Below are 25,181 nucleotides of genomic sequence, written 5' to 3'. Positions count from 1 at the left end.
ACGTCATAGCGTTCATTCGGGGCATGAATGGCATCATCGGCGAGGATGAAGCCCGTGATGATGCAATCTACGCCAAGGCCATCGGTAAGAAGTCCTACGAGTGGTATCGCGCCTCCGGTTCCCTTGATCAGGGTCGGCTCCGGCCATTCGGCGTCAAGCGCGCGCGCCGTGGCTGCCATGAATCGGCTGGCTTCGTTCACCGACACTGCGGAGTTTCCACCGGCGCCCTCAAATTCCACACGGCAGCCGTCAGGAAGGCGCGCTTCGACAAACTTCCTGAACAAAGATCGGATGCGCTCCGGCTTCTGCTCGTCGACGAGGCGGAATGACAGTCGCGCCGAGGCCGACGAGGGAAGGACCGATCGCTCGCCAGGTCCGGTGTTGCCACCAACTATGCCGTTGAAATCGATGCCGGGCCGGCTCCACATCAACTCGATCGCGCCATGCCCGACTTCCTGGACGGCTCCGGCGACCGAGACACCGGCAAGAGCCTCTTGGAGATCGAGAGACCCCCATTGCTCCCGCAGCGTTGCAGGCACCGGCCGGACGCCATCGTAAAAGCCATCGATCCTGACCCGCCCCTCGTCATCGTGAATGGAGGTGAGGATCTTGGCGAGTGTACGCACCGGATTGGCCGCTACATTCCCGAAGTGGCCGGAATGAAGGTCGCCATTGGGCGCGACGATCGTGATCTTCTCATGCAGCAATCCCTTCAGACGCGTCGTGATGGCGGGCCTGGTCGGAGACCACATGTCGCTGTCGCTGATGAAGGCGACGTCGCAGGAAAGTTCGTCGTGATGCGCATCGATAAAGGCGGGAAGGCTGGGCGAACCTGTTTCCTCTTCTCCCTCCAAGAGCACCGTCACATCGACCGGAAACCCGCCTTGGGTCTCCTTCCAGGCGCGGAGTGCCTCGATAACGGACCAGACCTGGCTCTTGCTGTCCGACGCGCCGCGCGCGTAAATCCGCACCAGGTCGTTCTCGTTCCTGCAAGCCGGTTCGAATGGCGGCGTCTCCCATGCGTCGAGGGGTTCTACCGGCTGCACATCGTAGTGACCGTATAGCAGGACCCTTAGGTAGCCGTCTCGCGGCCGTGACTTGCCCATGACCACGGGATGACCGTCGGTCGCGATAACCTGTGTCTCAAGGCCCAAGCTTGCCAGTTCGGACCGAAGCCACTCTGCGCAGGCGGCGATTCCTTCTCTGCCATCCGGCTGGCTGGATACGGATGGAAAGGCCAGAAATCGTACGAACTTGTCGATCGAAACAGGCAGCTTGGCTTCCACATGGTCAAGGACGAGGTCGATGTCGCTCATTGAAGCTCCGATGGATTGGCTGCGTCATACGACATCGTTCATTCTTTTTTGATACTGCACTGCGTTCAATGTATTTGTGGAATCTATATATCGGGTCAGCCGCTGAAGGCGGTGCGCGGTTCATTTCTCTCGCTTTCGGTCAGCGCTGTGAAGAAGCGCGCCAAATCGTCCTTGAGATCGTCGGGATGTTCGAGCCCCACATTCACGCGAAAGAGGTAGTCCGGACCCGTCCAGGGCCGCACGGTTCGCAGACCCTTCACGGTGGATGGCGCGATCAGGCTCTTGGTTCCTCCCCACGATGCGCCAATGGAGATCAACTGTAGGGCATCCAGAGCAACAAATGCCTGGTCTGCGTACTGCTCCTTCAGCGCGAAAGTGAAGACACCACAGGCACCGCTGAAATCGCGCTTCCAGATTTCGTGGCCAGGATTCCCGGGCAGTGCAGGGTGGATCACCATTTCCACGCATGGATGTCCCGCGAGCCAAGCCGCGATTTGAAGGCCGGATGCATTGGATCTTTCGAGACGTACCGCCAGGGTCTCTAGCCCGCGAGCCAAAAGTACACAGTCGTCCGGCGATGTGCCAATGCCCAGTCTTCCGAGGGAGGCTTTGAGTTTCAGACCCAGCGTGTCGTCCCTTGTGGTGATCGAACCCAGGACTAAATCGGAGTGGCCGGAGAAATGTTTGCTGAGAGCCTCCGCAACAATATCCACCCCATGGCGGATCGGCCTGAAGTTGAGGGGAGAAGCCCATGTGTTATCGCACCCGACGAGTGCTCCTTTGGCGTGGGCCATCAGGACGATCGCCGGTATGTCCTGCATCTCCAGCGTTATCGACCCTGGAGACTCTGTCCATACGAGCCGCGTCCGGGCATCAATAAGTGAGCCTAGAGCGCACAAATCGACGGGATCGTAGAAGACGGCCTCAATGCCAAGCGCGGCCAGCTCATGCGTGGCAAAGTCGCGCACGGGGCCATACACCGTGTCGGGTATGAGTACCTTCTCCCCTGCGGCAACGAGGGCCAGTATGGAACAAGCGACAGCGGCCTGACCGGAAGGCACCAACAGTGTGCGGGCGCCCTCTTCCAGTTCGGTGATTTTCTTCTCCAGGTACCGGTGAGTGGGCGTTCCATAGAGCCCATAGACATAGCCGTCCGCACTGCGCTCGAACCGGGCCGCGAAGGACGCGGCATCAGGATACCGGATTGTCGAGGCGCGATGTATTGGAACCGTCAGGCTGTCATAGCCTTCCAGGCTGACCGATAGCCTCGTTACCGACCTTGTGTCATCATGCATTCTAGCCCGTCTCCGTGATGGCGCCAACGTTGACATGCGGCGACATATCCCGTCCAATACCAACAAATGGCACTTCTATTCTTTTCGGTTATAGGACTTCACATGGATGTTCGGTTAATCGAAACTTACCAGGCGGTCATGACCTACGGGACGACCTCGCGGGCCGCGGAGATTCTGGGCATGTCCCAGCCCGCCGTAAGCAAGGCGATAATGTCGCTGGAGCGCTCGATCGGCTTCAAGCTGTTCGACCGGGAAAAAGGGCGCATGATTCCCTCGGCAGAGGGGCAGCTCTTCTTCCGCGAGGTTCAGATATCGCTAGCAGGCTTGGCCAAGCTACGAAGTGCGGCGGCCCGCATCCGTGACTACGGTTCGGGCGATATCCGCATTGCCTGCCTTTCGGCCTTCAGCACGAACCTGCTGCCAAACGCCATCGCCAGGTTCCGACAGCAGAACCCCAAAGTAGCTGTTTCGTTCTATGTCAGCGGTTCCTCGTCGATTCGCGACATGATAGCCGCGAACCAACTCGACATCGCGATCACCGCGGATGAAATTGACACAAACGGAGTTGAGGCAACACCGTTCGCGGAAATCCCCGCAGCCTTGGCCATACCTCCCGGACATCCGCTGGCCGAGAAAGAAGTAGTGCATCCCGCCGATCTTGATCGCCTGCCTTTCGTCGCACTGGCTCCTGAGGATACGACCCGCCACGAAGCCGAAGCCATTTTCGCCAAGTACGGCGTGGCGCCGCAGGTGGTGGTTGAGACTGCCTATTCATCGACGGTATGCGCGTTGGTTCTGGCAGGACTGGGCTGTGGCATTGTGGACCCGATAACTGCGACGGGATACATCGAGCGGGGGGTGACGTTACGGCCGCTGGTCCCATCCGTAAGCTTCAGAACGCTCATGCTTTTTCCAAACCAGAAGAAGTCGAGAATCGTCACCGAGATGGCTGACGCATTGATTGAAGAGCGCTCAAGGTTGGCCGAAGTACGATAAGCTTCACTGCCACAGATCGTGTCCCCTGAAGTGGTGTGCGAGCCATTCCAGCAGAAGCGAAGCGGATCGAAGCGCAGGGAAAAAATCGCACGCTGGCGCGCAGTATCGCGCCATGGCGTAGAAAAGACGGTGGCTCGCCGGGGTCGTAGAAGATGCGAACTACGAGTTTTCGATCTCCCTACTCCCAACTGCGCCAGATCTGCCTAAAATGCGCAAGCGCGACCGGGATCGCGCAGAAGCTCTACGCCTCGCCGGCGGCCCGAAGCCCTCGCTGAGGGAGCGTGCCGTTGCCCTGGCCCGCCAGCGGGAGAGGTGCGAACGGCCGAACTGACCGCAATCGGCGTCCCCCGCTGCTATCTTGCCCGGATGTGCGACGAGGGTCTGCTTATCAAGGTAGGCTACGGCCTTTATCGGGCGGTTGGCCGTGTGGCAGCTTGACCTGCTACGTCGCAAGGCTTCGTGGAGACCGGCATTCACTCAGCCGTGCTTGGTTCTCCGGGACCGCAGCAACCACCCTTCTGGCCTTGCGAACATGCCGATGTCGGTGGCGTTTGCCGAACTGTCCTCAGTTCAAACGCGCGGCCGGGCGAGAATCCACCAGCGGGCTCGGCTTGGCTCCGCAATCCAGACACAACCTAAGGACGCCGAATCAGCACCGCGGTTGCGAGGCCTACAGCGCCGACAGCACACACTCCGGCCAGCAGGCTACCGGTCGAGAAGCTGCCAATGCTGAGACCTGCGGCCAGCGCCGCCACCGAAGAGGCAAAAAGCGGGGCGGCGCATGCTACGCCGCACGCCGCTACGACACCCAGACCGAGTTTCTTGCTGGTCATGCTACGTTCCCTTCGGTGTTCGTTATTAGCCGCCATATCCGACGCCGCAGCCGTATGAACGCGTCGAGGCTGTTTTCACGGGCCGCTGCGCCATCAGATCCTCGATCGCCAGTCGGACGTAGTTGCGCTTGGTCGTCGGATCGGGGCTCGGACCTTCATCGATGGCGCCGGCGTAGGCCAATGTACCGTCGGCCGCGACGACGAACATATGCGGCGTCGTGCGGGCGCCGTAGCTCATGCCGAGCTTGCCGTCCTCGTCCATCAGCAGCGCGGTCGGAGCGGCATTCCTTTCGTTGTTGAACGCTGCAGCCTGAGGAGTGGGCAGATAGTCGGACCGCGAGGGATGCGTCGACAGTACCGACAGCCAGATCACGCCCTGCTGCGTGGCCCAGCGTTGAAGCGCCTGCATGTTGCCGCTCTTGTAGTGGGCTCCGACGAAAGGACAGGATGGGCTGGTCCACTCGAGAACGACGATCTTGCCGCGGAAGTCGCCCAGCTTCCGCACCTGTCCGCCGGTATCGACAACGGCGAAGTCCGGAGCCGGCTGCCCGACCGTTGCGGCGGCAGCGGCGCCGGTCGTTGGCCAGGAGGCTACGAGCGCAGCGGTACCAATCGCTGCACCGGCGGAAGCGGCAAATGTGAAGAGATGACGGCGACTGAGGGGCATGATGTATTCTCCTTGAGTTACGCGTTGGAAATTGGTGTCTATGACGCGGAGGCAGCCGTCACCGGAGTGATGGCGTCGACCACGATCGAGGGCGTGAGTATCTGGGGCAGCACCACGGGCTCGATCTGGCCCGGCGGATAGAAGACGTAGAGGGGCACTCCGGCTCGGCCGAAACGCTCGAGAAAAGCGGTGATCGTCGGATCCTGATTGGTCCAGTCGGCCTTGAGATAGGCAATGTTGGCCTTGGCGAAGGCGTCCTTCACGACATCGCTGCTGAGTGCGACGCGTTCGTTTACGATGCACGTCACGCACCAGGCCGCGGTTGCGTTGACGAACACCGGTCGCCCGGCTGCGCGATATTCCGCAAGCCGGCCGTCCGAATAGGCTTCCGCACTGCCGCTGGCCCGCACGGCGGATTCGGACGGTTGGGAGCCGAGGGGCAACACGAGCCAGGCGGTCCCAAGAGCAACGGCGATGGCTGCCGCCTGCGCAACTCGCCTGACGACGAGCCCGCTCATCGCGACCGTACCGACAAGCCAGAGCGCGAAGGTGAGCAGGACCGCGCCCGACAGCATGCGGACGACGCCATCGGGCCCTGTCTGCCAGCTCGCCTTGGCCTTGAGGCGAACGGGACCGGTGACACGGTGATGCGGATCGGGAGGAACGTTTCGCCGTGATAGCCGAAGCTCACCAGGCCGGTTGCCAGCTCAACGAGGTGGGAAGGCCGGCATCGCCTGGATTGCGCCAATATGTGTACCAGTCGTCGGGCGGTGCGAGACGAAGCGCGGCCCAGAAGGTTTGGCCCGGCTGAACAGCATCGATGTCGGCAACGAGAGATGCGTGGGTAGCAGGGGCCGAAACTGATAGCTGAGCGACTGACCGACCACCGAGGACGACCGTAAGGAAAAGGATTGCAATGACAGATAAATGAACGACGCGTTGCATCGGGGATCCCGAACGACTCTTGCTTCGGCATCCTGCATCTTCTAGTTACTTGAAGTTCAAGCCTTCATTGCTCACGTTTCTGAGAGGACGCCGTGACGCGACAAAATTATCGCATTGGGGAACTGGCCCGCCTGACCGGGGTCAAATCCGCCAACATCCGCTATTTCGAGCAGGAAGGCCTGCTGCCGGAGCCCTCGAGGCTCGCCGGCGGTCATCGCGTGTACGACCGGTCGCTCGTCGAGCGTTTGACCTTCATTCGGCGCTGTCGCGATTTCGGGTTTACCCACGCGCAGATCCGGGAGTTGACGCGCTTGGCCGGGGATGACCGACGTTCCTGCACGGAGGCGCGCGATCTGGCCCAGGCTCATCTTGTCGAAGTGCGCCGCAAAATGACGGAGTTGCAAGAGCTGCAGCGGAGCCTCGAAGGGTATGTCGACGCCTGCAACCAAATCTGTCTCGGCGGGCCCGCCTCGAACTGCAGCATCTTCGAAGACCTCGGAGGAGAGCGCCAGAAGTCCACCCCGATCGCCGGCTGCTGCGGCACTCAGGCCAAGCCTTAGGCGAGAGGAATTTTCGTGGTTGACCAAGATATCCGGAATCATCTGGAGAGCCGTCAAGTCCAGATCTATTTCGGTGCGGTCGCGATCGCGACAGCCGTTGCCCTGCTTGTTCCCGGGACAACGGCGCTTGAGGCGGCGATCAACCCGGCACTCGCGTTCATGTTGTTCGTCACGTTTTTGCAGGTCCCGCTGGTCGAACTTGGACGAGCGTTCGGCCGCGTACGATTTACGCTGCCGTTGCTGCTCTCAAATTTTGTCGCAATTCCGCTCCTCGTCGGCATACTGTTCCAGGTGATGCCCGGCGATCCGCTGCTCAGGCTGGGTGTGCTGCTGGTGCTGCTCACGCCCTGCGTCGACTATGTCGTGACGTTCGCCCATCTCGGCCGCGCCGACGCAAAGCTGCTTCTCGCCGCGACACCCGTCCTGCTCCTCCTGCAGATACCGCTGTTGCCGCTCTATCTCGGACTGTTCCTGGGCATGGAGGCCGCCGCCGTGGTTCAGATCGGGCCCTTCCTCCATGCCTTCCTGTGGCTGATCGTCATCCCGCTTGCATTGGCCGCACTCGTTCAACTCTGGGCCGGGCGCGGTGAACGTGGTGCGAAAATCGCTGCCGCATTGGGGATACTTCCGGTCCCCGCAACCGCGCTCGTGCTGTTTGTGGTCGTGGCCGCCGTCGTGCCACAGCTTGAGCAGGCGCTCGGTGCCGTGCTCGTGGTTGTACCAATCTACATCGCCTTTGGGCTTCTCGCGCCCTTCGTCGGATGGGGTGTTGCACGCCTGTTCAGGCTCGAAGCCGCGGAGGCACGCAGCGTCGCCTTCAGCTCTGCCACGCGCAACTCGCTCGTGGTGCTTCCTCTGGCACTCGCGGTCCCCGGAGCCGTGCCCGTGCTGCCGGCGATCATCGTGACCCAGACACTGGTCGAGCTCATCTTCGAGCTGGTCTACATCCGCGCCATCCCTCGGCTTGGTAACGCAATCGCGACACAAAAGTGACTTTGTCGCTTACCTAGCCGCACAACGGCGCGGATAGTCGGCTAGGCTAGGTCGTAGGTTCGAGGGTCTTGGGCGGTTATAGCGCGCCACAGCGCAGAAAGGGCGTTGGCTCCCCGGGCCGGATTCGAACCAGCGACCAACCGGTTAACAGCCGGTTGCTCTACCACTGAGCTACCGGGGAACAGAGGCTCTCATGTGAGTGGCGCAGCCTATAGCAAACCCGTTTCGGCTTTGCAAAGAAGCATTTCGTATTTTCTCGGTGCTTTTTTCGGTCGGCGATTTCTCGCAATCGCGCGTTCGCATCCTCATATGAGCGGTTCGGCGGGGAGCGCGGAACCGAAAAGGCGGTTGCGGCTTTCGTTTGCTGATGCTTTTACTTACCCAACGGATCATCGCCCACACATGAGCGCAGCAAGCGACAATCAGGTGCCGGCACGGAAAATATCGGTCTTCGGCCGCGAGTTCACCATGCCGCGCTCGCGCGGCCGCAGGATCGCGATCGGGGCCGTCCTGATCTTCGGCGGCATCCTCGGCTTCCTGCCCATCCTGGGTTTCTGGATGATTCCGATCGGATTGCTGGTGCTCTCCTACGAGTTTGCCTTGGTGCGCCGCCACCGGCGCCGGCTCGTCGTCTGGTGGGAGCGACGGCGACGCTCGAAATGAGGATTCGCGCCGAAATCGGCAGCCCCCAAAAATTTTGGGCAAAGCTCGCTCGACCTATCGGGCGATGCGCTGAGCGTTGCTCCAAGTCCTCGCAAATCCCCTTGAGAGTGGCCAGCCTGTCCGCCTGACGCGCGGTTCAGGTTCAGGGCTTCCCTTCGCCATATTTGGTGTTTAACAATTGACTAATATACTAATCGCAATATGCGTATCGACGATTCGACACATGGCATATTGAGACACGGCACGATGCCGAGGGGAAACCGTCCGGAATGCACCATGGCCGCTTGACGCCATTTTCGCCGCAACCTATTGGAACCGGGTGGAACGCCGGAAGCAATGAGGCCTCGTGGCGGAGTGGTTACGCAGAGGACTGCAAATCCTTGCACCCCGGTTCGATTCCGGGCGAGGCCTCCAGGCGCCCCAGCCCCCGCGCGCCAGCGTCGAGGGCCAGGGTTCCGATCGAAATGAGCCGCTGGCGCGGCAAACGGACTAAGTCTGGGCGGATTGAGTTTGGGCGGATTGGTAGGAAAATGAGCGCTGATTTTGCCGAACGCCGGGTAAAGATGGTCGATGGCCAGATCCGCACCACCGACGTGACCAGCGCGCCGCTCATCGATGCGATGCTTTCCGTGCCGCGCGAGGCCTTTGTCGCCCCCGGCCAAAGCGCTCTTGCCTATATCGACGAGGACATCCGCATTGCCGATGGAGCGGATGGTCCGCGCTATCTCATGGAGCCTTCGCCGCTGGCCAAGCTGATGCAACTGGCCGAGATCACCCCCGGTGATTCGGTGCTCGATGTCGGCTGCGGCACCGGCTACGCGTCGGCAATCCTGTCGCGGCTGGCAAAGTCCGTCGTTGCGCTGGAAAGCGATTCGATGCTGGCCGAGGCCGCCATGTCGACGCTTTCGACGCTGGGCTGCGACAATGTCACCGTGGTCAAGGGATCGCTGCCGGAAGGCCATGCCGCGGCGGCGCCATACGATGTCATCTTCATCGGCGGCAGCGTCGGCAAGGTTCCGGCGCCGCTGCTTGACCAGCTTGCGGAGGGCGGACGTCTTGTGGCGGTCGAGGGGCAGGGAAATTCGGGCGTGGCCCGTTTATTTCTGAGAACTGGGGGGGGTGTAACCGGAAGACGCGCATTTAATGCGGCAATTAAGCCACTACCGGGATTTGAACGCATCCATGCATTTGAATTCTGAGCGGTTTTGCCTTGCAGCAAAGGCGCTGTCATGTTCGCTTGCGTTTGAACAATCGTTGTTGATCGGCATAACCGGGCAATTCTGGGGGCTATCAGCGGGGGAACGATGAAAACGCGGCGCCGGCTGATCAAGAAGATAGGCTGGCGTTGCGCGGTTCCCGTGCAAAACGAATGAGGGAATATAACGTGCCGTCTGTACGCAAGAGCCTTTTTGCCGCCGTCCTTGTTTCCGCGACCGCGCTTTCTCCGCTGGCCGCCTCGGCGGAAACCATCACCGGCGCGCTTTCAAAGGCCTATCAGAACAATTCGCAACTGAATTCGGCCCGCGCCGGCGTCCGCGTCACCGACGAGAGCGTCGCCATCGCCAAGTCGGGCTGGCGTCCGACCATCAATGGTTCCGCGAGCATCGATTACTCCAGCAGCCATCTTAACGGCTCGAACCGAAGCGTGGCCTTGACCACGGGCAACTTCGGCATCCAGATCGACCAAACCCTGTTCGACGGCTTTCAGACCAGGAACAATGTCGCCGCCGCCGAAGCTCAGGTCCGCGCCTCGGTCGAGACCCTGCGCAACACCGAAGAGAACATCCTGTTCAACGCGGCAAGCGCCTATATGGACGTCATTCGCGACCGCCAGATTGCGGTGCTGACCGAACAGAATCTGCAATTCCTGACCGAGCAGGCACGCGCGGCGCGCTCGCGCTTCGAGGTCGGCGAGGGCACCCGCACCGACGTGGCGCAGGCCGACGCCTCACGCGCCTCGGCCGTGGCACAACTGGCCGCCGCCCGCGCACAGGCGCTGGCAAGTGCCGCGACCTATCACCAGATCGTCGGCGACGAGCCCGGCAAGCTTAGGGGCGCTTCGCCAGTGTCGAAGCTCTTGCCCCGGAGCCTTGAGGCCGCGATCGGGATTGCGGCGAACGAGCATCCGGCCATCCTTGCTACCCAGCATCTCGTCGACGCTGCGGCATTTTCGGTGAAATCGGCCGAGGGCGCGTTGCTGCCGCAGCTTTCCGCTTCCGCCGGTGTTTCAAGCGCCTATCGCAACACCGTGCCTGGCGCCTTCGCCACGCAGGATGGCACGACCAATTCGGCCAGCGTCGGCGCCACGCTCACCATACCGATCTATTCGGGTGGCCGTACCTCGGCGATTGTGCGCCAGAACAAGGAATCGCTCAGCCAGGCGCGGATCGAGGTCGATGTGAACCGCGACCAGGTCCGTCAGGCCGTGGCCTCGGCCTGGTCGCAATACACGGCCGCGCAGCAAAGCGTCGCTGCCAACCGGAAGGTGATCGACGCCGCGCAACTGGCGCTGAACGGCGTCATCGAGGAACGCAATGTCGGCCAGCGCACCACGCTCGACGTCCTCAACGCGCAGGCCACTGTCATTACCGCCAAGATCAACCAGGCCAGTTCCGAGCGCGACGTGGTGGTGGCCAGCTATGCCATCCTCTCGGCGATCGGTCGCCTGTCGACCGAGCGTCTCGCCCTTCAGGTGACGAAATACCGGCCGGAAGAGCATTACAATGCCGTCAAGGACAAGTGGATCGGCCTGCGCACGCCGGATGGTCGCTGATTTGCCAGCGGCTTAAATCTGCCCACGGCTGCAAAGCCGGTTGATTCATATTACTTGCATATCAAGGCATTAGAGCCCGCGTGTCGGAAGGACGCGCGGGCTCTAATCTGTTGAAATCCAAAACGCCGTCAGATTGGGGATTCTCGCAAGGCGATCCGTGGGTTACGCTGTCGGCATGATTCGCATTCGGTTTGATCGGGTGGAAATCTGCAACGTGTCACAAGGGCGGCGGATGTGACGATGGCGACGGCAAGCAGCGTGCAGCGCGAACCTTCCATGGAAGAAATACTGGCTTCCATCAGAAGGATCATCGAGGACAGCGACACCGGCCGCAAGCAGCCGGGCGAAGCGGATGACCTGCTTCAGGATTTGGCGTCTGTTCCCCTGTCGGCATCGGCGGCAGGCATGGCGCCATCGGAGGCACGCGGGGCGCAGCCGGCGGTAGGCAAGACTCAACCGGAGGTAGCCGAGGCGGCACCTGAAGTGGATGCTTTTCGCGCTGAATTGCGTCCAGGACTGGATGCCAGGAGGCCGGCCACGCGGGCGGAGATACAGGCCGCCCCCGTCATCGCACGCGTGGAGCCGCCAGTGCGATCCGATCCGGCTCCGGTCAAAGCGCCGGTAACGCTTGCACAGATGAGCGCCAGGGTTACCGCCGAGCCGGCCCCGGCCACCAGGCCGGATGCGCCTGCGGCTGCAACGGTTGCGGAGACGGCCGTCGTTGCCGATTGGCGACGGGAGATCGCCGCAGTCGGCGAGACCGCGGCCAAGACGGACAAGGCTGCCGCCCCGGACAAATCCGAGCTGCGCCGGACGCCGGACGCCGGACCGAAGGTCGAGGTTTTCGAGGACGCGGCGGCGGCCGAACCTGCTTTCGAGGACATCCAGCCCCAAAGCGTATCGGCGCCGCCGGCCGCAGTCGAGGCACTGACCTCTCGTCCCGCGATCCTTTCCGAGCATACGGGCCGGCAGGTTGCCGCTGCCTTCGGCGAGCTTTCCGATGCGTTTGCCAACCGCAGCAAGAAAACCTTCGACGAGATGGCCGAAGAGATGCTGCGGCCCATGTTGCAGGATTGGCTGGACAACAATCTGCCGACACTGGTCGAACGGCTGGTGCGTGAGGAAATCGAGCGCGTCGCGCGCGGCGCGCAGTAAGTTTCAGGGACCAGGGCCAAACGTTGCCTCTGGGCGGCGTTTTGTTGAGTGTCGAAGTCGGCGCTGCCCCTCATCCGCCTGCCGGCACCTTCTCCCCGTGTAGTGACGGGGAGAATGGGCTTGTCGCGACCCTCGGCGTCTTTTCTGCAGCGTTCGCGATTGGCGAAAGCTTCAGTGCAAGCTTTTTCTCCCCGTCACTATACGGGGAGAAATGCCCGGTCCACCCTCCGCAGTTGCTGCGGAGGACGGGCAGGGCAGAGGGGCAGCGCAAACCTGAAGCGATTACCCTGCGGCGATCACTTCCGCGAGTTGTACCGAACCATCCCGGCGCTATCTATCAGCCAGGCCATCTGCGGCCCGAGGCTGGTTGACTTGCCAACTGCCTTCCGATTTACACCAAACCCAACAAATCCCGACAGCTCGGACGCCTTTCCATGCTTGAAAAAACCTACGACGCCAAAACTGTCGAGCCGAAGATCGCCAAACTCTGGGAAGAGGCCGACGCGTTTCGTGCCGGCGCAGGGGCCGAGGAGGGGGCCGAAGCCTTCACCATCGTCATCCCGCCGCCGAACGTCACCGGCTCGCTGCACATGGGCCATGCGCTCAACAACACGCTGCAGGACATATTGGTGCGCTTCGAGCGCATGCGCGGCAAGAACGTGCTGTGGCAGCCCGGCATGGACCATGCCGGCATCGCCACGCAGATGGTGGTCGAGCGTCAGCTCATGGAGAGACAGATCCATCGCCGCGACCTGACGCGCGAAGAGTTCATCGAGAAAGTCTGGGAGTGGAAAGCCGAATCCGGCGGCGCGATCCTCAACCAGTTGAAGCGGCTCGGCGCTTCGGCCGACTGGAGCCGGGAGCGCTTCACCATGGACGAGGGCCTGTCCAGGGCCGTGCTCGAAGTATTCGTGACGCTCTACAAGGAAGGGCTGATCTACAAGGACAAGCGCCTTGTGAACTGGGACCCGAAGCTCTTGACCGCGATCTCCGATCTCGAGGTCGAGCAGCAGGAGGTCAACGGCAATCTGTGGCACTTCCGCTATCCGGTCGGGGGCGTGGCCTTCGATCCGGAAAACCCGAAGACCTTCATCACGGTGGCGACGACGCGCCCCGAGACGATGCTGGGCGACACGGCCGTTGCGGTGCACCCCGACGACGAGCGTTTTCGGCACCTGGTCGGCAAGAACCTCGTGCTGCCGATCGTCGGCCGCAAGATCCCGGTGGTGGCGGACGCGTACTCCGATCCGGAAAAGGGCTCGGGCGCGGTCAAGATCACGCCGGCGCATGACTTCAACGACTTCGAGGTCGGCAGGCGCCACAAGCTGCCGGCGATCAACATCCTCACCGTCGAGGCGGCGGTGACCCTGAGGGACAATGAGGATTTTCTCGCCGGTCTCGAAGTGACGCCGGAGCGGCAGGCGGTCTGGGACGAACTCGACGGGCTCGACCGTTTCGCTGCACGCAAGAAGATCGTCGAATTGATGGAGGCGAACGGATTCCTCGAAAAGGTCGAGCCGCATCGCCACGCCGTGCCGCATGGCGATCGCGGCGGCGTGCCGATCGAACCGTTCCTGACCGAACAATGGTATGCGAACGCGGCGGAGCTGGCCAAGCCGGCGATTGCCTCGGTGCGCGAAGGCCGTACCAAGATCATACCTGGCAACTGGGAGAAGACGTACTTCCAGTGGATGGAAAACATTGAACCCTGGTGCATTTCGCGCCAGCTCTGGTGGGGCCACCAGATCCCGGCCTGGTACGGGCCGGACGGACGCGTCTTTGTCGAGAAGACTGAGGAAGAGGCACTCGCAGCGGCGATCGAATACTACCTGGCGCTGGAAGGGCCATGGAAGGCCTGGGTCGAGGACAAGCTCGAGAACTTCCAGCCGGGCGAGATCCTGACCCGCGACGAGGACGTGCTCGACACCTGGTTCTCGTCGGCGCTGTGGCCATTCTCGACGCTCGGCTGGCCGGACCAGACGCCCGAGCTCAAGACCTACTACCAGACCGACGTGCTGGTGACCGGCTTCGACCTGATCTTCTTCTGGGTCGCCCGCATGATGATGATGGGCCTGCATTTCATGGGCGAGGAGCCGTTCCATACCGTCTATATGCACGCGCTGGTGCGCGACAAGAACGGGCAGAAGATGTCGAAGTCGAAAGGCAACGTCGTCGATCCGCTCGACCTCATCGACGAATACGGCGCCGATGCGCTGCGCTTCACGCTGACCGTGATGGCAGCGCAGGGGCGCGACGTGAAGCTCGATCCCGCCCGCATCGCCGGCTATCGGAATTTCGGCACCAAGCTGTGGAACGCGACGCGCTTTGCCGAGATGAACGAGGTCGCGAGAAATGACGATTTCTGGCTGAATGACGCCAAGCTGGCGGTCAACCGCTGGATCCTTACGGAGCTGACGCGTGCGACACGGGAGATAACGGATGGCATCACCTCCTACCGCTTCAACGAGGCGGCGGGTGCTGCCTACCGCTTTGTCTGGAACCTGTTCTGTGACTGGTATCTGGAACTGCTGAAGCCGGTCTTCATGGGCACTGACGAGGCCGCCAAGGCTGAAAGCCGGGCTTGCGTCGCCTTCGTGCTCGACGAGATCTACAAGCTTCTGCATCCGATGATGCCGTTCATGACCGAAGAATTGTGGGCTGAAACGGCCGGCGAGGAGGGCCAGGAACGGCCGTCGCTGCTTTGCCATGCCGCATGGCCGTCGCCCGACTTCGAGGATGCGGCAGCGGCCGCCGACATCAACTGGCTGGTCGATCTTGTCTCAGGCATCCGTTCAGTGCGCTCGGAAATGAACGTGCCGCCGGCGGCAATCGCGCCACTGGTGTTGATCGGCGTCAGCGAGGAAACACGCCAGCGGCTCGATCGCCATGCCCCTGCCATCAAGCGATTGGCGCGGGTCGGCGATATTTCACTGGCGGACGCAGCCCCCAAGGGCTCTGCCCAGATCGTGCTCAACGAGGCGACCATCTGCCTGCCGCTCGGCAGCCTGATCGATCTCGCCGCCGAAGCGGCGCGGCTGCAGAAGGAACTGGCCAAAGTGACCGAGGAGATCGCCCGCCTGCACAAGAAGCTGTCGAACGAGAAATTCGTCGCCAATGCGCCGGAAGAGGTGGTGGAGGCCGAGCGCGAAAAACTTGCCGAATATCGCGAGGCGCAAGAGAAGCTTTCGGTGGCGCTGGCACGGGTTCGCGATGCCAGTTGATTGGTAGATTCGCGTGTCACGAAAGCTGCTTCGAGCCTACAGCGCCGCGCATCCGTTTGGACGCGCGAAGGGCGCTGTAGCACCTTTGTTTTGCGCATGATCCTTTCCGAAAATCGATTCCGATTTTCGGGGTCATGCGCTAGCCTTCCTGCCTCAAAAACAGGCATTCCGCAGCGTTAATTTTGACGTAAACGGAACATTTTAGCCCCATTGTTGCCATAATGTAACAATGGGGCCAACTTGCCCTGAATACGCTGTTTTCGCGTCATTTTGAGCGGTTTTTTCTGATTTTTTTCGTCGATTTGAGACCAGAAGGCGGGTTTCCACTTCTGTGGCGAATGCATGGACTTTGTCGAAAATGCATTCGACCGAGGCGTACATGTACGCGTCGGGAATTCGTTGTTGCACCATTAACCTGAATTGGTTCTAGCTCTAAGGCACTAATATTCGGGGAGGAATTTGATGAATAAATCGAGTCTGAAAGCGCTGCTGGGGGCGGGGTGCTTTTCGCTGGCTCTGATCGGGACGGTGCATGCCGGCGGCCTCGAGCGCGGCGGCTACAACATCGATCTTCTGTTCGATCCGTCGCAGGTCACCGGCGAGGTTTCCGGGACCTATGTGATGCCGCAGCGCGACCTCAAGAATGTCGTGGACACCGACCCTTCTGACGGTATCGGCTCGAACGGTATCGGCGGTGGCTCTACGACAGCACGCGATACCGAGAATTATTGGGTGCCTCGCGCCGGCATCAAGATCGGTATGGGAAATGTTGATTGCTTGGGGGACTATTCGCAGCCAATCGGCGCGCACAGCAATCCCGGCGCCAATTGGATGGGCGCCAACAGCAATATAGAGACCAAGGTGGAAAGCGAAGCGTTCGGCGCGACGTGCTCATACAAATTCGACCTTAGCAAAGGTCAGTTGCGTTTCATTGGCGGTGTATTCCATGAGGACGTTTCGGGATTCAAAACGCGATTGGTCGCCCCTATTCCTGCCTTTCTTGGTACAGGCATAGGGCGCCTCGATCTCGAAGGAGATGGGTGGGGATGGCGGGCCGGTGTTGCCTATGAGATTCCGGACATCGCGCTGCGCGCCAGCCTGGTCTATAACTCGGCGGTCAAGATCGACAATTTGAGTGGAACGGTGGATCTGCGCCAAATCGCCAGTGTCGTCGATCCCACAAACCCGCTCTTGGGTCGCATAACTGACGTCTATGGCTCGTCCGAGGTGCCTGACTCGCTGGAACTCAAGGTTCAGTCGGGTATTGCGCCGGGCTGGCTTGCGTTCGGATCTATCAAATGGATGAACTGGAGCGTATTGCAGAGCATTCCTTTCTGCCCGACTGCGACCAAGGGCTTGGCTGCCTGCACCTCGACCAGTCCGGTTCGTGCCACCTCGCTCGACCTGCTTTACAGAGATGGCTGGACGGTTTCAGGCGGCATCGGTCACAAGTTCAATGATCAGTGGAGCGGCGCGGCCACACTTACCTGGGATCGGGGAACGACCACTGGGCTGAGCGGCCAAACCGATACGTGGACTGTAGCGGGAGGCGTGGCCTATACGCCGACCCAAAATATCGAGGTGCGTTTTGGTGGCGCGCTCGGAGTGCTAACCAGCGGATCGATACATCCAGTTGTTGGCGACGACGGTGTTACCTATGGCACGGAATATACCGCTGACTTTGGTAACGATCTTGTTTCGGCGATCTCAACTTCGTTGAAGGTGAAGTGGTAAGCTTTTAGAATCAAATGACAAAAAGGCCGGACACTGTCCGGCCTTTTTGTTTTCCCGGCCAGTTAGTGACGGTTCGACCCCCGGCCGGCGTCGCAAATACGCCGCACATCGTCGCCGCTTTTATTGTGACGTTTCGGCAACAGTTTCTGAACATCCTGTAATGTAGAAACCTGGCCGGGAAAATTGCCTATTTCCCGCCATAAACCCGGCGCACCTCAAATGCGTCTCGGGACACATGCCAAAAGGCCAGGCGATGAGGCAGGCCGTGCCGCCCGCGGCAAGGAAGAGTATGGACGCCAGAGTCATCTCCAAGGCCAAGCTGCCCAGCCGCCATGTGACCGTCGGTCCGGCACGCGCGCCGCATCGCTCCTATCTCTATGCGATGGGATTGTCGGCGGCTGAGATCGCGCAGCCGCTGGTCGGGGTCGCGAGTTGCTGGAACGAAGCCGCGCCCTGCAACATCTCGCTGATGCGCCAGGCGCAAGTGGTCAAGAAGGGCGTCGCCGCCGCCAATGGCACGCCGCGCGAATTCTGCACCATCACCGTCACCGACGGCATCGCCATGGGCCACCAGGGCATGAAATCGTCGCTGGTGTCGCGCGAGGTCATCGCCGATTCGGTCGAACTCACCATGCGCGGCCATTGCTACGATGCGCTGGTCGGGCTTGCCGGTTGCGACAAGTCGCTGCCCGGCATGATGATGGCCATGGTGCGGCTCAACGTGCCGTCGATCTTCATCTATGGCGGGTCGATCCTGCCCGGTTCCTACAAGGGCCGGCAGATCACCATCCAGGACGTGTTCGAGGCCGTCGGCCAGCACTCGGTCGGCACGATCGGTGACGCCGAACTTCTTGAAATCGAACAGGCGGCCTGTCCGTCGGCCGGCTCCTGCGGCGCCCAGTTCACCGCCAACACCATGGCCACCGTCGCCGAGGCGATCGGTCTGGCGCTGCCCTATTCCTGCGGCGCGCCGGCGCCTTATGAGATGCGCGACCGCTTCAATTTCGCCTCCGGCGAAAAGATCATGGAGCTGATCGCAAGGAACATCCGCCCGCGCGACATCGTCACGCCGAAGGCGCTGGAGAATGCGGCGACCGTGGTTTCGGCCACTGGAGGCTCGACCAATGCGGCGCTGCATCTGCCGGCCATCGCGCATGAGGCCGGAATAAAGTTCGACCTGTTCGACGTGGCCAGGATTTTCGAGAAGACGCCCTATATCGCCGATCTGAAGCCGGGCGGCAAATATGTCGCCAAGGACATGTTCGAGGCCGGCGGCATTCCGCTGCTGATGAAGACGCTGCTCGACCACGGCTATCTGCATGGCGATTGCCTGACGGTGACCGGCCGCACTTTGGCCGAAAACATGGAGCACGTTGCCTGGAATGATAGCCAGGATGTGGTCCGTCCCGCCAACCGACCAATCACCCAGACCGGCGGTGTGGTGGGCTTGAAGGGAAACCTTGCACCCGAAGGCGCGATCGTGAAGGTCGCGGGCATGGCGGAGCTGAAATTCTCCGGGCCGGCGCGTTGTTTCGATTCGGAAGAGGAATGTTTCGAGGCGGTCACGCACCGCAATTACAGGGAAGGCGAGGTTCTCGTCATCCGCTATGAGGGTCCCCGCGGCGGTCCGGGCATGCGGGAAATGCTGTCGACGACAGCGGCTCTCTACGGCCAGGGCATGGGTGGCAAGGTGGCCCTCATCACCGACGGACGCTTTTCGGGCGCGACCCGTGGTTTCTGCATCGGCCATGTCGGGCCGGAAGCCGCCGTGGGCGGCCCGATCGGATTGCTCAGGGATGGCGACGTGATCTCGATCGATGCCGTGAACGGCATGATCGCGGTCGATCTGTCCGACACGGAACTGGCAGCGAGGGCAAAGGCGTGGAAGGCGCGCACGACCGACTATCAGTCGGGCGCGATCTGGAAATATGCACAAACGGTGGGGCCCGCCCGCGACGGCGCGGTCACCCATCCGGGCGGTGCGAAAGAAACACATTGTTATGCGGATGTCTGAGTTGTTGAGGTCGTCTGTCTTTTCGGCACTGGTCGCGATCGCCACTTTTGGCGCGACTTTGGACGCCGTGGGCCAGGCCATGGCCTTCGACGACAAGGTGTTCGACGACAAGACCGGCGTGAAACCGCAGTCCAGCCCCTGGGCGGTGTTCCAGTTCGGCTTTTCCGCCTACAAGAACGGCCGCAAGGAGCAGGCTGCGGAAGCCTATAAATATGCGGCCGAAAACGGTCAGATCGGCGCCACCTGGAAGCTTGCGCGCATGTATGCCGAGGGCGATGGCGTGGCGCGCGATGACTATGCCGCGTACAAGTTCTTCAGCGAGATCGTCGACCAGGATGTCGAGCCCGGCTCGCCGGAAGAGAGCTATGTGTCGGACGCGCTGGTGGCGCTCGGCGACTATTTGCGGAAGGGCATTCCCGGCAGCCCGGTCACCGAGAACGAAGTGGCGGCCCAGGAATATTACATGCGCGCCGCCGCCAACTATCGCAACCCGAACGCCCAGTTCGAGATGGGTCAGATGTTCCTGAAGGGCGAGGGCGGCGTCAAGGCCAGCATCAAGCAGGCCGGACGCTGGTTCCAGCTCGCCGCCGAAAAGGGCCATGCCGGCGCACAGGCGACCCTCGGCAACCTGCTGTTCCAGAGCGGCAAGATCGTGCGCGGCCTGGCGATGATGACCGCGGCGCTCGAACGCGCTTCACCGGCCGACCAGCCATGGATACGCGGCATGCAGGAAGAGGCGTTTGCCGCCGCTGGCGAAGCCGATCGCCGCACCGCGATTTCGCTGGCCGACGACATCCTCACCAAGGGCGGCGGCGACCAGTAAGCGGGATTACCGCTTTCCAGTTACCGGAAAATCAGTTCCCGGTGGGCTCTGCAGGCACCAGGCTGGGTGCCGGCGTCGAGATCGGCGTGGCATGCGGACGTGGCGCCGGCCTGTCTCCCGAACAATCGTCGTGGACCCTTGTCCACGACGTGTTGTTGAGCACCATGTCACAGCGGGCGAGGTGGCTCTCGCCGGAAAGCGTCAGGCAGGCGACCTGACCGATCTGGAATGATTTTCCGTTGGCCAGACATTCCGCATCGGCGAAAGCCGGCGTCGCCACAGCCGTCGCAAGCGCGCAGCCGATCGGGCAGAGAGCAAATCGAACAGTCATGGGAACCCCAGCCACCATGATGATTTGTCATCAAGCGCGCGATTTGTGGCGATAAGAGGTCAACTTATGACTGTGCCGCCGGGCAATGGTCGATCAAGCAGGCTGCAGCGCCAGTTCGACGGCCACCGGCACGTGGTCGGAGGGCTTTTCCCAGGCGCGCACATGCTTTTCGATCGAGGCTGAGGAAAAGCGGTTGGCGGCTTCCGGCGAGAGCAGCAGGTGATCGATGCGGATGCCGTTGTTCTTTTGCCAGGCGCCGGCCTGATAGTCCCAGAACGTGTAAGTGTCCGGCGCGTCGGTGACCGCGCGCACGGCTTCGGTGAAGCCGAGATTCGTCAGCCGGCGGAAGGCTTGCCGAGTCTGTGGCTGGAACAGCGCGTCGCCCAGCCAGTTCTCCGGGTATCTGGCGTCGATCGGTTCGGGGATGACATTATAGTCGCCAGCCAGCACCAGCGCCTCTTCAAGCAGAAGCCTCTGCTCGGCCCAGCGTTCAAGCCGCGCCATCCAGGACAGCTTGTAAGGAAACTTCTTCTCGTCATCGATCGGATTGCCGTTCGGCAGATAAAGCGAGGCGACGCGCAGGCTTCCCTTGTCGGTCGAGAATACGCCCTCGATGAAGCGAGCCTGCTCGTCGGCGTCGTCGCCCGGCAGGCCTCTGATGACTTCGTCGAAGCGCAGTTTCGACAGGATGGCGACGCCGTTGAAGCCCTTCTGGCCATGGGTTTCGACATTGTAGCCGAGCGCCTCGACCTCGGCGCGCGGAAACTGCTCGTCGACCGTCTTGATCTCCTGCAGGCAGGCGATGTCAGGCGCGCTTTCGCTCAGCCAATGGGTGAGATTGCCGAGGCGGGCCCGAACGCCGTTGATATTCCAGGTGACGATCTTCATGACGGCCTCATTGCTGTGCTGTTCCGGGCTGTTGCGGCTTCTGGCGTTCGACGAGGCCGATCGTATTGCCTGCCGGATCCTTTAGGAAGGCCATCCATTCGCTTTCCCCCGCTGCGCCGAACAGGCCTTCGGCGTCGCGGTGGACGAGCATCGGCGGCGCGGTGAAGGGGACGCCGGCGGCGTTTGCCGAGGCGTGGAAGTCGTCAAGGCCCGCTATGTCGAGATAGACCGTGCCGGCCGGCACGCCGTCGGTGAACAGCAGGCGCACGTCGCCGGCCATGATGAAGGCGATGCCGGGCGGATCGTAGCGAGCATGAACGCTCATGCCGAGGACATCGCGCCAGAAGGCCAGAGTCGCGTCGAGGTCGCGTCCGGCCGAAAGCGCGACCTGACGGACCGCGCCGATGGTGGGCATGATCTAGATGGAGAAGCTGGTGCCGCAGCCGCAGGAGGCGACCGCATTCGGGTTCCTGATCTGGAACGACTGGCCCATCAGGTCGTCGACAAAGTCGATCACCGAGCCGCCCATATAGACCAGTGAGAGGTCGTCGATCAGCACGGTGGCGCCATCCTTCTCGATGGCGACGTCGTCATCGTTGCGGGTATCGACCAGGTCGAATTTATAGGAAAAGCCGGAACAGCCGCCGCCTTCGACCGAGACGCGCAACGCCGTCTTGCCGGCTTCGCCGGAGATGATCCTGGCGATCCTCTTCGCGGCGGCATCGGTCATCTCGACTTTCATGGCAGTCTTGGCATCAGCGCCCATGGCCGTCACCTTGCTTTCGGTTTCATATGATAGGTATGAAGCGCGAGGGGGCAAGTCAACTGCGGCTAAGGTTATCACAGTGAGTTGGGGGCCATGACCAATGAATTGGGCGACATCGGCTTCGGCTATCGGCCGCGCGCGGTCTATGCCAGCGATCCGGCCAGGTCGCGCGGGCGTTTGTTCGATGAGGTGGAAAGCCCGACCCGCACGCCGTTCCAGCGCGACCGCGACCGCATCATCCATTCGACGGCATTCCGCCGGCTGAAGCACAAGACGCAAGTGTTCGTCGCTCATGAGGGCGACCACTACCGCACCCGGCTGACGCATTCGATCGAAGTGGCGCAGATTGCACGTGCCCTGGCGCGGGCGCTGCGCGGCGACGAGGATCTGGCCGAGGCCGTGGCGCTGGTGCACGATTTCGGCCACACGCCCTTCGGCCATACCGGCGAGGAGGCGCTGAACGAGAAGATGGCCGAATGGGGCGGATTCGACCACAATGCGCAGTCGCTGCGCGTGGTGACGCGGCTGGAGCGGCGCTACGCCGAATTCGACGGGCTGAACCTCACCTGGGAAACGCTGGAGGGTCTGGTCAAGCATAACGGACCATTGACCGATGCCCAGGGGAAAGGCCTGAAAGGGCCGGTGCCGCAAGCGATCCGCGACTATTCGCAATTGCAAGACCTTGAACTCGATCGCTTCGCCGGCATCGAGGCGCAGTGCGCGGCGATCGCCGACGACATCGCCTACAACACTCATGACATCGACGATGGGCTGAGATCCGGTTTCCTGACGCTGGATATGCTGGAAGGGATCTCGCTGCCGGGGTCGATCCTGGAAGGCGTGCGCCAGCGCTATCCGGCGCTGGACGACGTGAGGACGGGGCACGAGCTCATGCGCCGTCAGATCACGATCATGGTCGAGGACGTCATCGTATCGACAAATGCCAACCTTGCGCGCATCAAGCCGGATAATGCTGAAGCGGTGAGGGCGGCAGGCGAGACGATAGTGGGTTTTTCCGCCGAAATGGCCGCGCTCGAAAAGCAATTGAAGGCCTTTCTCTACAAGCATCTCTACCGGCACAGCGAGGTCATGCGCGTGCGCGTCGATGCCGAGCGGATCGTCAAGGACCTGTTCGATGTCTATTTCACCGATCCGCGCGCCATGCCCGACGGCTGGCGCGAAGGGCTCGACCGGGCCGAGGACCGCATCAAGGCGCGGGGCGTCGCCGATTTCCTGGCGGGCATGACGGATACCTATGCTTTGAAGGAACACCGCCGTTTGTTTGACCATACGCCGGATTTGAGCTAGGGCGGGCACGATTTTGCCGGCCAACGAGCCGGATTCCCTTAAAGCCGCCAGAGCCACACCAATGAACATCTTCGCCGATTTCACCGTGCGAGTCGCAAGAGCTGTCGAAGCGCTTGACCTGAAAGACAGCGAGGGCGCCTCGCCTGACCTGTCGCGCATCGCCGTCGAGCCGCCGCGCGATGCCAGCCACGGCGATCTGGCGACCAATGCGGCGATGGTGCTGGCCAAGCCGGCCGGCCAGTCGCCGCGCGCGCTGGCCGACCGGCTTGCGCAAGCGCTGCGCGCCGATCCCGATATCGCCGCCGCTGATGTCGCCGGTCCTGGTTTCGTCAATCTCAGGCTCAAGGACGAGTTCTGGCAGGCGCATTTGACCGCGCTTCTCGGCGAAGGCCGCAATTATGGGCGCTCGACGGTCGGCGGCGGCAGGAAAGCCAATGTCGAATATGTCTCGGCCAATCCGACCGGTCCGATGCATGTCGGGCATTGCCGCGGCGCCGTGGTCGGTGATGCGCTCGCCAATCTGATGGCTTTCGCCGGTTACGACGTGACCAAGGAATATGTCATCAACGACGCCGGCGCGCAGATCGACGTGCTCGGCCGCTCCGCCATGCTGCGCTATCGCGAGGCGCTCGGCGACGACATCGGCGAGATTCCGGCCGGGCTCTATCCGGGCGACTATCTCATTCCGGTCGGCCAGGAACTGGCCGGTGAGTTCGGCCGCTCACTGCTGCAGATGCCGGACGAGGAGGCGCTGGCCATCGTCAAGGACCGGACGATCGATGCGATGATGGCGATGATCCGCCAGGATCTGGCGCTGCTCAACGTGCATCACGACGTGTTCTTCTCCGAGCGCACGCTGCATGCCGACAACGCCCGCAAGATCCGCTCGGCGATCAACGACCTGACGCTGAAGGGCCACATCTACAAAGGCAAGCTGCCGCCACCCAAGGGTGAAAAGCCGGACGACTGGGAGGATCGCGAGCAGACGCTGTTCCGCTCGACAGCGGTCGGCGACGACCTCGATCGGCCGCTGGTCAAGTCGGACGGCACCTTCACCTATTTCGCCGCCGACGTCGCTTACCTCAAGGACAAGGTCGATCGCGGTTTCGTCGAACTGATCTATGTGCTTGGCGCCGACCATGGTGGTTACGTGAAGCGGCTGGAAGCGCTCGCCCGGGCGATCGCCGACGACAAGGTCAAGCTCACCGTGCTGCTCTGCCAGCTGGTGAGGCTTTTTCGCGACGGCGAGCCGGTGCGGATGTCGAAGCGGTCGGGCGATTTCGTGACGCTGCGCGAGGTGGTGGAGGAGGTCGGCCGCGACCCGATCCGCTTCATGATGCTCTACCGCAAGAACGATGCGCCGCTCGATTTCGACTTCGCCAAGGTGACCGAGCAGTCGAAGGACAATCCGGTGTTCTACGTGCAGTACGCTTCGGCGCGCTGCCATTCGGTGTTCCGGCAGGCGAGCGAGCAATTGGGCGAGGCCAATTTCGATCGCAACCGGCTGGCCGCCGCGACCGCCTCGCTGACCGACTTAGGCGAGATTGGCCTGATCAGGAAGCTCGCGGAATATCCCCGGCTGATTGAATCCGCGGCCCTTGCGCTCGAGCCGCATCGGCTGGCATTCTACCTCTACGATCTTGCCTCCAGCTTCCACGGACACTGGAACCGGGGCACCGAGAATCCCGACTTACGTTTTGTTAAGGTTAACGACCGAGAATTGACGCATGCCAGACTGGGGCTGGTGCAGGCTGTTTCGGACGTTCTGACGTCCGGCCTGACGCTGATCGGGGCCGAAGCGCCCACCGAAATGCGTTAGGTTTGACTAAAAAACCTGTCACCTTTTGCCCACATTGCGCTGGTAAGGGCCAACCCTGCGCGACGTCCATGGCGTCCGAAT

The 25,181-nt window shown here is 61.8% G+C and carries 23 protein-coding genes and 2 tRNA genes; 15 read left to right on the top strand and 10 right to left on the bottom strand.

The features are described 5' to 3' along the window. A partial coding sequence (locus MESS2_RS20365; protein WP_167332457.1) for a M20/M25/M40 family metallo-hydrolase occupies nt 1-1,286 on the bottom strand: 1,286 nt, incomplete at its 3' end. A 125-nt stretch (nt 1,287-1,411) separates the two neighbouring features. Further along, entirely contained in the window at nt 1,412-2,611 is a 1,200-nt protein-coding gene (locus MESS2_RS20360; protein ID WP_008876328.1) for a trans-sulfuration enzyme family protein, read from the bottom strand. A 102-nt stretch (nt 2,612-2,713) separates the two neighbouring features. Here MESS2_RS20360 and MESS2_RS20355 point away from each other — a divergent pair, with 102 nt between their 5' ends. Next, nucleotides 2,714-3,607, top strand: coding sequence for a LysR substrate-binding domain-containing protein (locus MESS2_RS20355; protein ID WP_008876327.1), 894 nt, complete (start codon nt 2,714-2,716; stop codon nt 3,605-3,607). 312 nt (nt 3,608-3,919) lie between these two features. Continuing rightward, complete coding sequence (locus MESS2_RS33460) at nt 3,920-4,045, top strand: type IV toxin-antitoxin system AbiEi family antitoxin domain-containing protein (RefSeq protein WP_008876326.1); 126 nt, start codon at nt 3,920-3,922, stop codon at nt 4,043-4,045. A 197-nt stretch (nt 4,046-4,242) separates the two neighbouring features. On the opposite strand, the gene MESS2_RS32405 is transcribed toward MESS2_RS33460, so the two are convergent. Genes MESS2_RS32405 through MESS2_RS20345 form a run of 3 tightly spaced genes read right to left on the bottom strand, consistent with a single transcriptional unit; the run spans nt 4,243 to nt 5,682 of the window. Further along, nucleotides 4,243-4,440, bottom strand: coding sequence for a hypothetical protein (locus MESS2_RS32405; protein ID WP_008876325.1), 198 nt, complete (start codon nt 4,438-4,440; stop codon nt 4,243-4,245). Between the two features lie 25 nt (nt 4,441-4,465). Continuing rightward, complete coding sequence (locus MESS2_RS20350) at nt 4,466-5,107, bottom strand: redoxin domain-containing protein (protein WP_008876324.1); 642 nt, start codon at nt 5,105-5,107, stop codon at nt 4,466-4,468. 38 nt (nt 5,108-5,145) lie between these two features. Beyond that, entirely contained in the window at nt 5,146-5,682 is a 537-nt protein-coding gene (locus MESS2_RS20345; RefSeq protein ID WP_008876322.1) for a thioredoxin family protein, read from the bottom strand. A 462-nt stretch (nt 5,683-6,144) separates the two neighbouring features. Here MESS2_RS20345 and MESS2_RS20340 point away from each other — a divergent pair, with 462 nt between their 5' ends. Both MESS2_RS20340 and MESS2_RS20335 read left to right on the top strand, forming a co-directional pair. Further along, a complete protein-coding gene (locus MESS2_RS20340) occupies nt 6,145-6,612 on the top strand; it encodes a MerR family transcriptional regulator (protein ID WP_040593571.1) in 468 nt (155 codons plus the stop codon). A 15-nt stretch (nt 6,613-6,627) separates the two neighbouring features. Next, nucleotides 6,628-7,605, top strand: coding sequence for a bile acid:sodium symporter (locus tag MESS2_RS20335; protein ID WP_008876319.1), 978 nt, complete (start codon nt 6,628-6,630; stop codon nt 7,603-7,605). 106 nt (nt 7,606-7,711) lie between these two features. Here MESS2_RS20335 and MESS2_RS20330 read toward each other — a convergent pair. Next, a tRNA-Asn gene (locus MESS2_RS20330) sits at nt 7,712-7,786 on the bottom strand. A gap of 221 nt (nt 7,787-8,007) precedes the next feature. Here MESS2_RS20330 and MESS2_RS20325 point away from each other — a divergent pair. The 9 genes from MESS2_RS20325 to MESS2_RS20285 all read left to right on the top strand — a co-directional run bounded on the left by MESS2_RS20325 (nt 8,008) and on the right by MESS2_RS20285 (nt 19,988). Then, nucleotides 8,008-8,268, top strand: coding sequence for a hypothetical protein (locus MESS2_RS20325; protein ID WP_008876318.1), 261 nt, complete (start codon nt 8,008-8,010; stop codon nt 8,266-8,268). Nucleotides 8,269-8,608: 340 nt separating this feature from the next. Next, a tRNA-Cys gene (locus MESS2_RS20320) sits at nt 8,609-8,682 on the top strand. Between the two features lie 116 nt (nt 8,683-8,798). After that, nucleotides 8,799-9,467, top strand: coding sequence for a protein-L-isoaspartate O-methyltransferase family protein (locus tag MESS2_RS20315; protein ID WP_040593569.1), 669 nt, complete (start codon nt 8,799-8,801; stop codon nt 9,465-9,467). Between the two features lie 185 nt (nt 9,468-9,652). Continuing rightward, nucleotides 9,653-11,041, top strand: a complete 1,389-nt coding sequence (locus tag MESS2_RS20310; protein ID WP_008876316.1) for a TolC family outer membrane protein — start codon at nt 9,653-9,655, stop codon at nt 11,039-11,041. A gap of 240 nt (nt 11,042-11,281) precedes the next feature. Beyond that, on the top strand, nt 11,282-12,196 hold the full coding sequence (locus MESS2_RS20305) for a DUF2497 domain-containing protein (RefSeq protein WP_008876315.1): 915 nt from the start codon (nt 11,282-11,284) through the stop codon (nt 12,194-12,196). Nucleotides 12,197-12,630: 434 nt separating this feature from the next. Continuing rightward, nucleotides 12,631-15,417, top strand: a complete 2,787-nt coding sequence (locus MESS2_RS20300; RefSeq protein ID WP_008876314.1) for a valine--tRNA ligase — start codon at nt 12,631-12,633, stop codon at nt 15,415-15,417. A 462-nt stretch (nt 15,418-15,879) separates the two neighbouring features. Then, nucleotides 15,880-17,151 carry an OmpP1/FadL family transporter gene (locus MESS2_RS20295; RefSeq protein ID WP_008876312.1) on the top strand — a complete coding sequence of 424 codons (1,272 nt, stop codon included), beginning with the start codon at nt 15,880-15,882 and terminating at the stop codon, nt 17,149-17,151. Nucleotides 17,152-17,440: 289 nt separating this feature from the next. Continuing rightward, a complete protein-coding gene (gene ilvD / locus MESS2_RS20290) occupies nt 17,441-19,165 on the top strand; it encodes a dihydroxy-acid dehydratase (RefSeq protein WP_008876311.1) in 1,725 nt (574 codons plus the stop codon). Then, nucleotides 19,152-19,988: a tetratricopeptide repeat protein gene (locus MESS2_RS20285; protein ID WP_040593567.1), complete on the top strand. Its 837-nt coding sequence runs from the start codon at nt 19,152-19,154 to the stop codon at nt 19,986-19,988. Before ilvD ends, MESS2_RS20285 begins: the two co-directional genes overlap by 14 nt. A 31-nt stretch (nt 19,989-20,019) precedes the next feature. On the opposite strand, the gene MESS2_RS20280 is transcribed toward MESS2_RS20285, so the two are convergent. The 4 genes from MESS2_RS20280 to erpA form a co-directional block, all read right to left on the bottom strand. After that, a complete protein-coding gene (locus MESS2_RS20280) occupies nt 20,020-20,337 on the bottom strand; it encodes a hypothetical protein (RefSeq protein WP_040593565.1) in 318 nt (105 codons plus the stop codon). 75 nt (nt 20,338-20,412) lie between these two features. Then, nucleotides 20,413-21,207, bottom strand: coding sequence for an exodeoxyribonuclease III (gene xth / locus MESS2_RS20275; RefSeq protein WP_008876308.1), 795 nt, complete (start codon nt 21,205-21,207; stop codon nt 20,413-20,415). Between the two features lie 7 nt (nt 21,208-21,214). Continuing rightward, nucleotides 21,215-21,622: a VOC family protein gene (locus MESS2_RS20270; protein WP_008876307.1), complete on the bottom strand. Its 408-nt coding sequence runs from the start codon at nt 21,620-21,622 to the stop codon at nt 21,215-21,217. A gap of 3 nt (nt 21,623-21,625) precedes the next feature. Beyond that, nucleotides 21,626-21,973, bottom strand: a complete 348-nt coding sequence (gene erpA / locus MESS2_RS20265; protein ID WP_008876306.1) for an iron-sulfur cluster insertion protein ErpA — start codon at nt 21,971-21,973, stop codon at nt 21,626-21,628. Nucleotides 21,974-22,066: 93 nt separating this feature from the next. Between erpA and MESS2_RS20260 the strand changes: the two genes are divergently transcribed. Both MESS2_RS20260 and argS read left to right on the top strand, forming a co-directional pair. After that, nucleotides 22,067-23,281, top strand: a complete 1,215-nt coding sequence (locus MESS2_RS20260; RefSeq protein ID WP_008876305.1) for a deoxyguanosinetriphosphate triphosphohydrolase — start codon at nt 22,067-22,069, stop codon at nt 23,279-23,281. 61 nt (nt 23,282-23,342) lie between these two features. Beyond that, entirely contained in the window at nt 23,343-25,100 is a 1,758-nt protein-coding gene (argS, locus tag MESS2_RS20255) for an arginine--tRNA ligase (RefSeq protein ID WP_008876304.1), read from the top strand. Nucleotides 25,101-25,181 lie beyond the last annotated feature (81 nt).

This window comes from Mesorhizobium metallidurans STM 2683 (assembly GCF_000350085.1).
Taxonomy (GTDB): domain Bacteria; phylum Pseudomonadota; class Alphaproteobacteria; order Rhizobiales; family Rhizobiaceae; genus Mesorhizobium; species Mesorhizobium metallidurans.
The sequence above is the reverse complement of the archived record's forward strand: the minus strand, read 5'-3'. Positions and strand labels throughout refer to the sequence as shown.

Excerpts from the sequence above, each read along its gene's own strand:
- MESS2_RS20360 (WP_008876328.1), bottom strand. The coding sequence starts at position 2,611 with ATGCATGATGACACAAGGTCGGTAACGAGGCTATCGGTCAGCCTGGAA.
- MESS2_RS20355 (WP_008876327.1), top strand. The coding sequence starts at position 2,714 with ATGGATGTTCGGTTAATCGAAACTTACCAGGCGGTCATGACCTACGGG.
- MESS2_RS32405 (WP_008876325.1), bottom strand. The coding sequence starts at position 4,440 with ATGACCAGCAAGAAACTCGGTCTGGGTGTCGTAGCGGCGTGCGGCGTA.
- MESS2_RS20350 (WP_008876324.1), bottom strand. The coding sequence starts at position 5,107 with ATGCCCCTCAGTCGCCGTCATCTCTTCACATTTGCCGCTTCCGCCGGT.
- MESS2_RS20345 (WP_008876322.1), bottom strand. The coding sequence starts at position 5,682 with ATGCTGTCGGGCGCGGTCCTGCTCACCTTCGCGCTCTGGCTTGTCGGT.
- MESS2_RS20325 (WP_008876318.1), top strand. The coding sequence starts at position 8,008 with ATGAGCGCAGCAAGCGACAATCAGGTGCCGGCACGGAAAATATCGGTC.
- MESS2_RS20315 (WP_040593569.1), top strand. The coding sequence starts at position 8,799 with ATGAGCGCTGATTTTGCCGAACGCCGGGTAAAGATGGTCGATGGCCAG.
- MESS2_RS20305 (WP_008876315.1), top strand. The coding sequence starts at position 11,282 with ATGGCGACGGCAAGCAGCGTGCAGCGCGAACCTTCCATGGAAGAAATA.
- MESS2_RS20300 (WP_008876314.1), top strand. The coding sequence starts at position 12,631 with ATGCTTGAAAAAACCTACGACGCCAAAACTGTCGAGCCGAAGATCGCC.
- MESS2_RS20295 (WP_008876312.1), top strand. The coding sequence starts at position 15,880 with ATGAATAAATCGAGTCTGAAAGCGCTGCTGGGGGCGGGGTGCTTTTCG.
- ilvD (WP_008876311.1), top strand. The coding sequence starts at position 17,441 with ATGGACGCCAGAGTCATCTCCAAGGCCAAGCTGCCCAGCCGCCATGTG.
- MESS2_RS20285 (WP_040593567.1), top strand. The coding sequence starts at position 19,152 with ATGCGGATGTCTGAGTTGTTGAGGTCGTCTGTCTTTTCGGCACTGGTC.
- MESS2_RS20280 (WP_040593565.1), bottom strand. The coding sequence starts at position 20,337 with ATGGTGGCTGGGGTTCCCATGACTGTTCGATTTGCTCTCTGCCCGATC.
- xth (WP_008876308.1), bottom strand. The coding sequence starts at position 21,207 with ATGAAGATCGTCACCTGGAATATCAACGGCGTTCGGGCCCGCCTCGGC.
- MESS2_RS20270 (WP_008876307.1), bottom strand. The coding sequence starts at position 21,622 with ATGCCCACCATCGGCGCGGTCCGTCAGGTCGCGCTTTCGGCCGGACGC.
- erpA (WP_008876306.1), bottom strand. The coding sequence starts at position 21,973 with ATGGGCGCTGATGCCAAGACTGCCATGAAAGTCGAGATGACCGATGCC.
- MESS2_RS20260 (WP_008876305.1), top strand. The coding sequence starts at position 22,067 with ATGACCAATGAATTGGGCGACATCGGCTTCGGCTATCGGCCGCGCGCG.
- argS (WP_008876304.1), top strand. The coding sequence starts at position 23,343 with ATGAACATCTTCGCCGATTTCACCGTGCGAGTCGCAAGAGCTGTCGAA.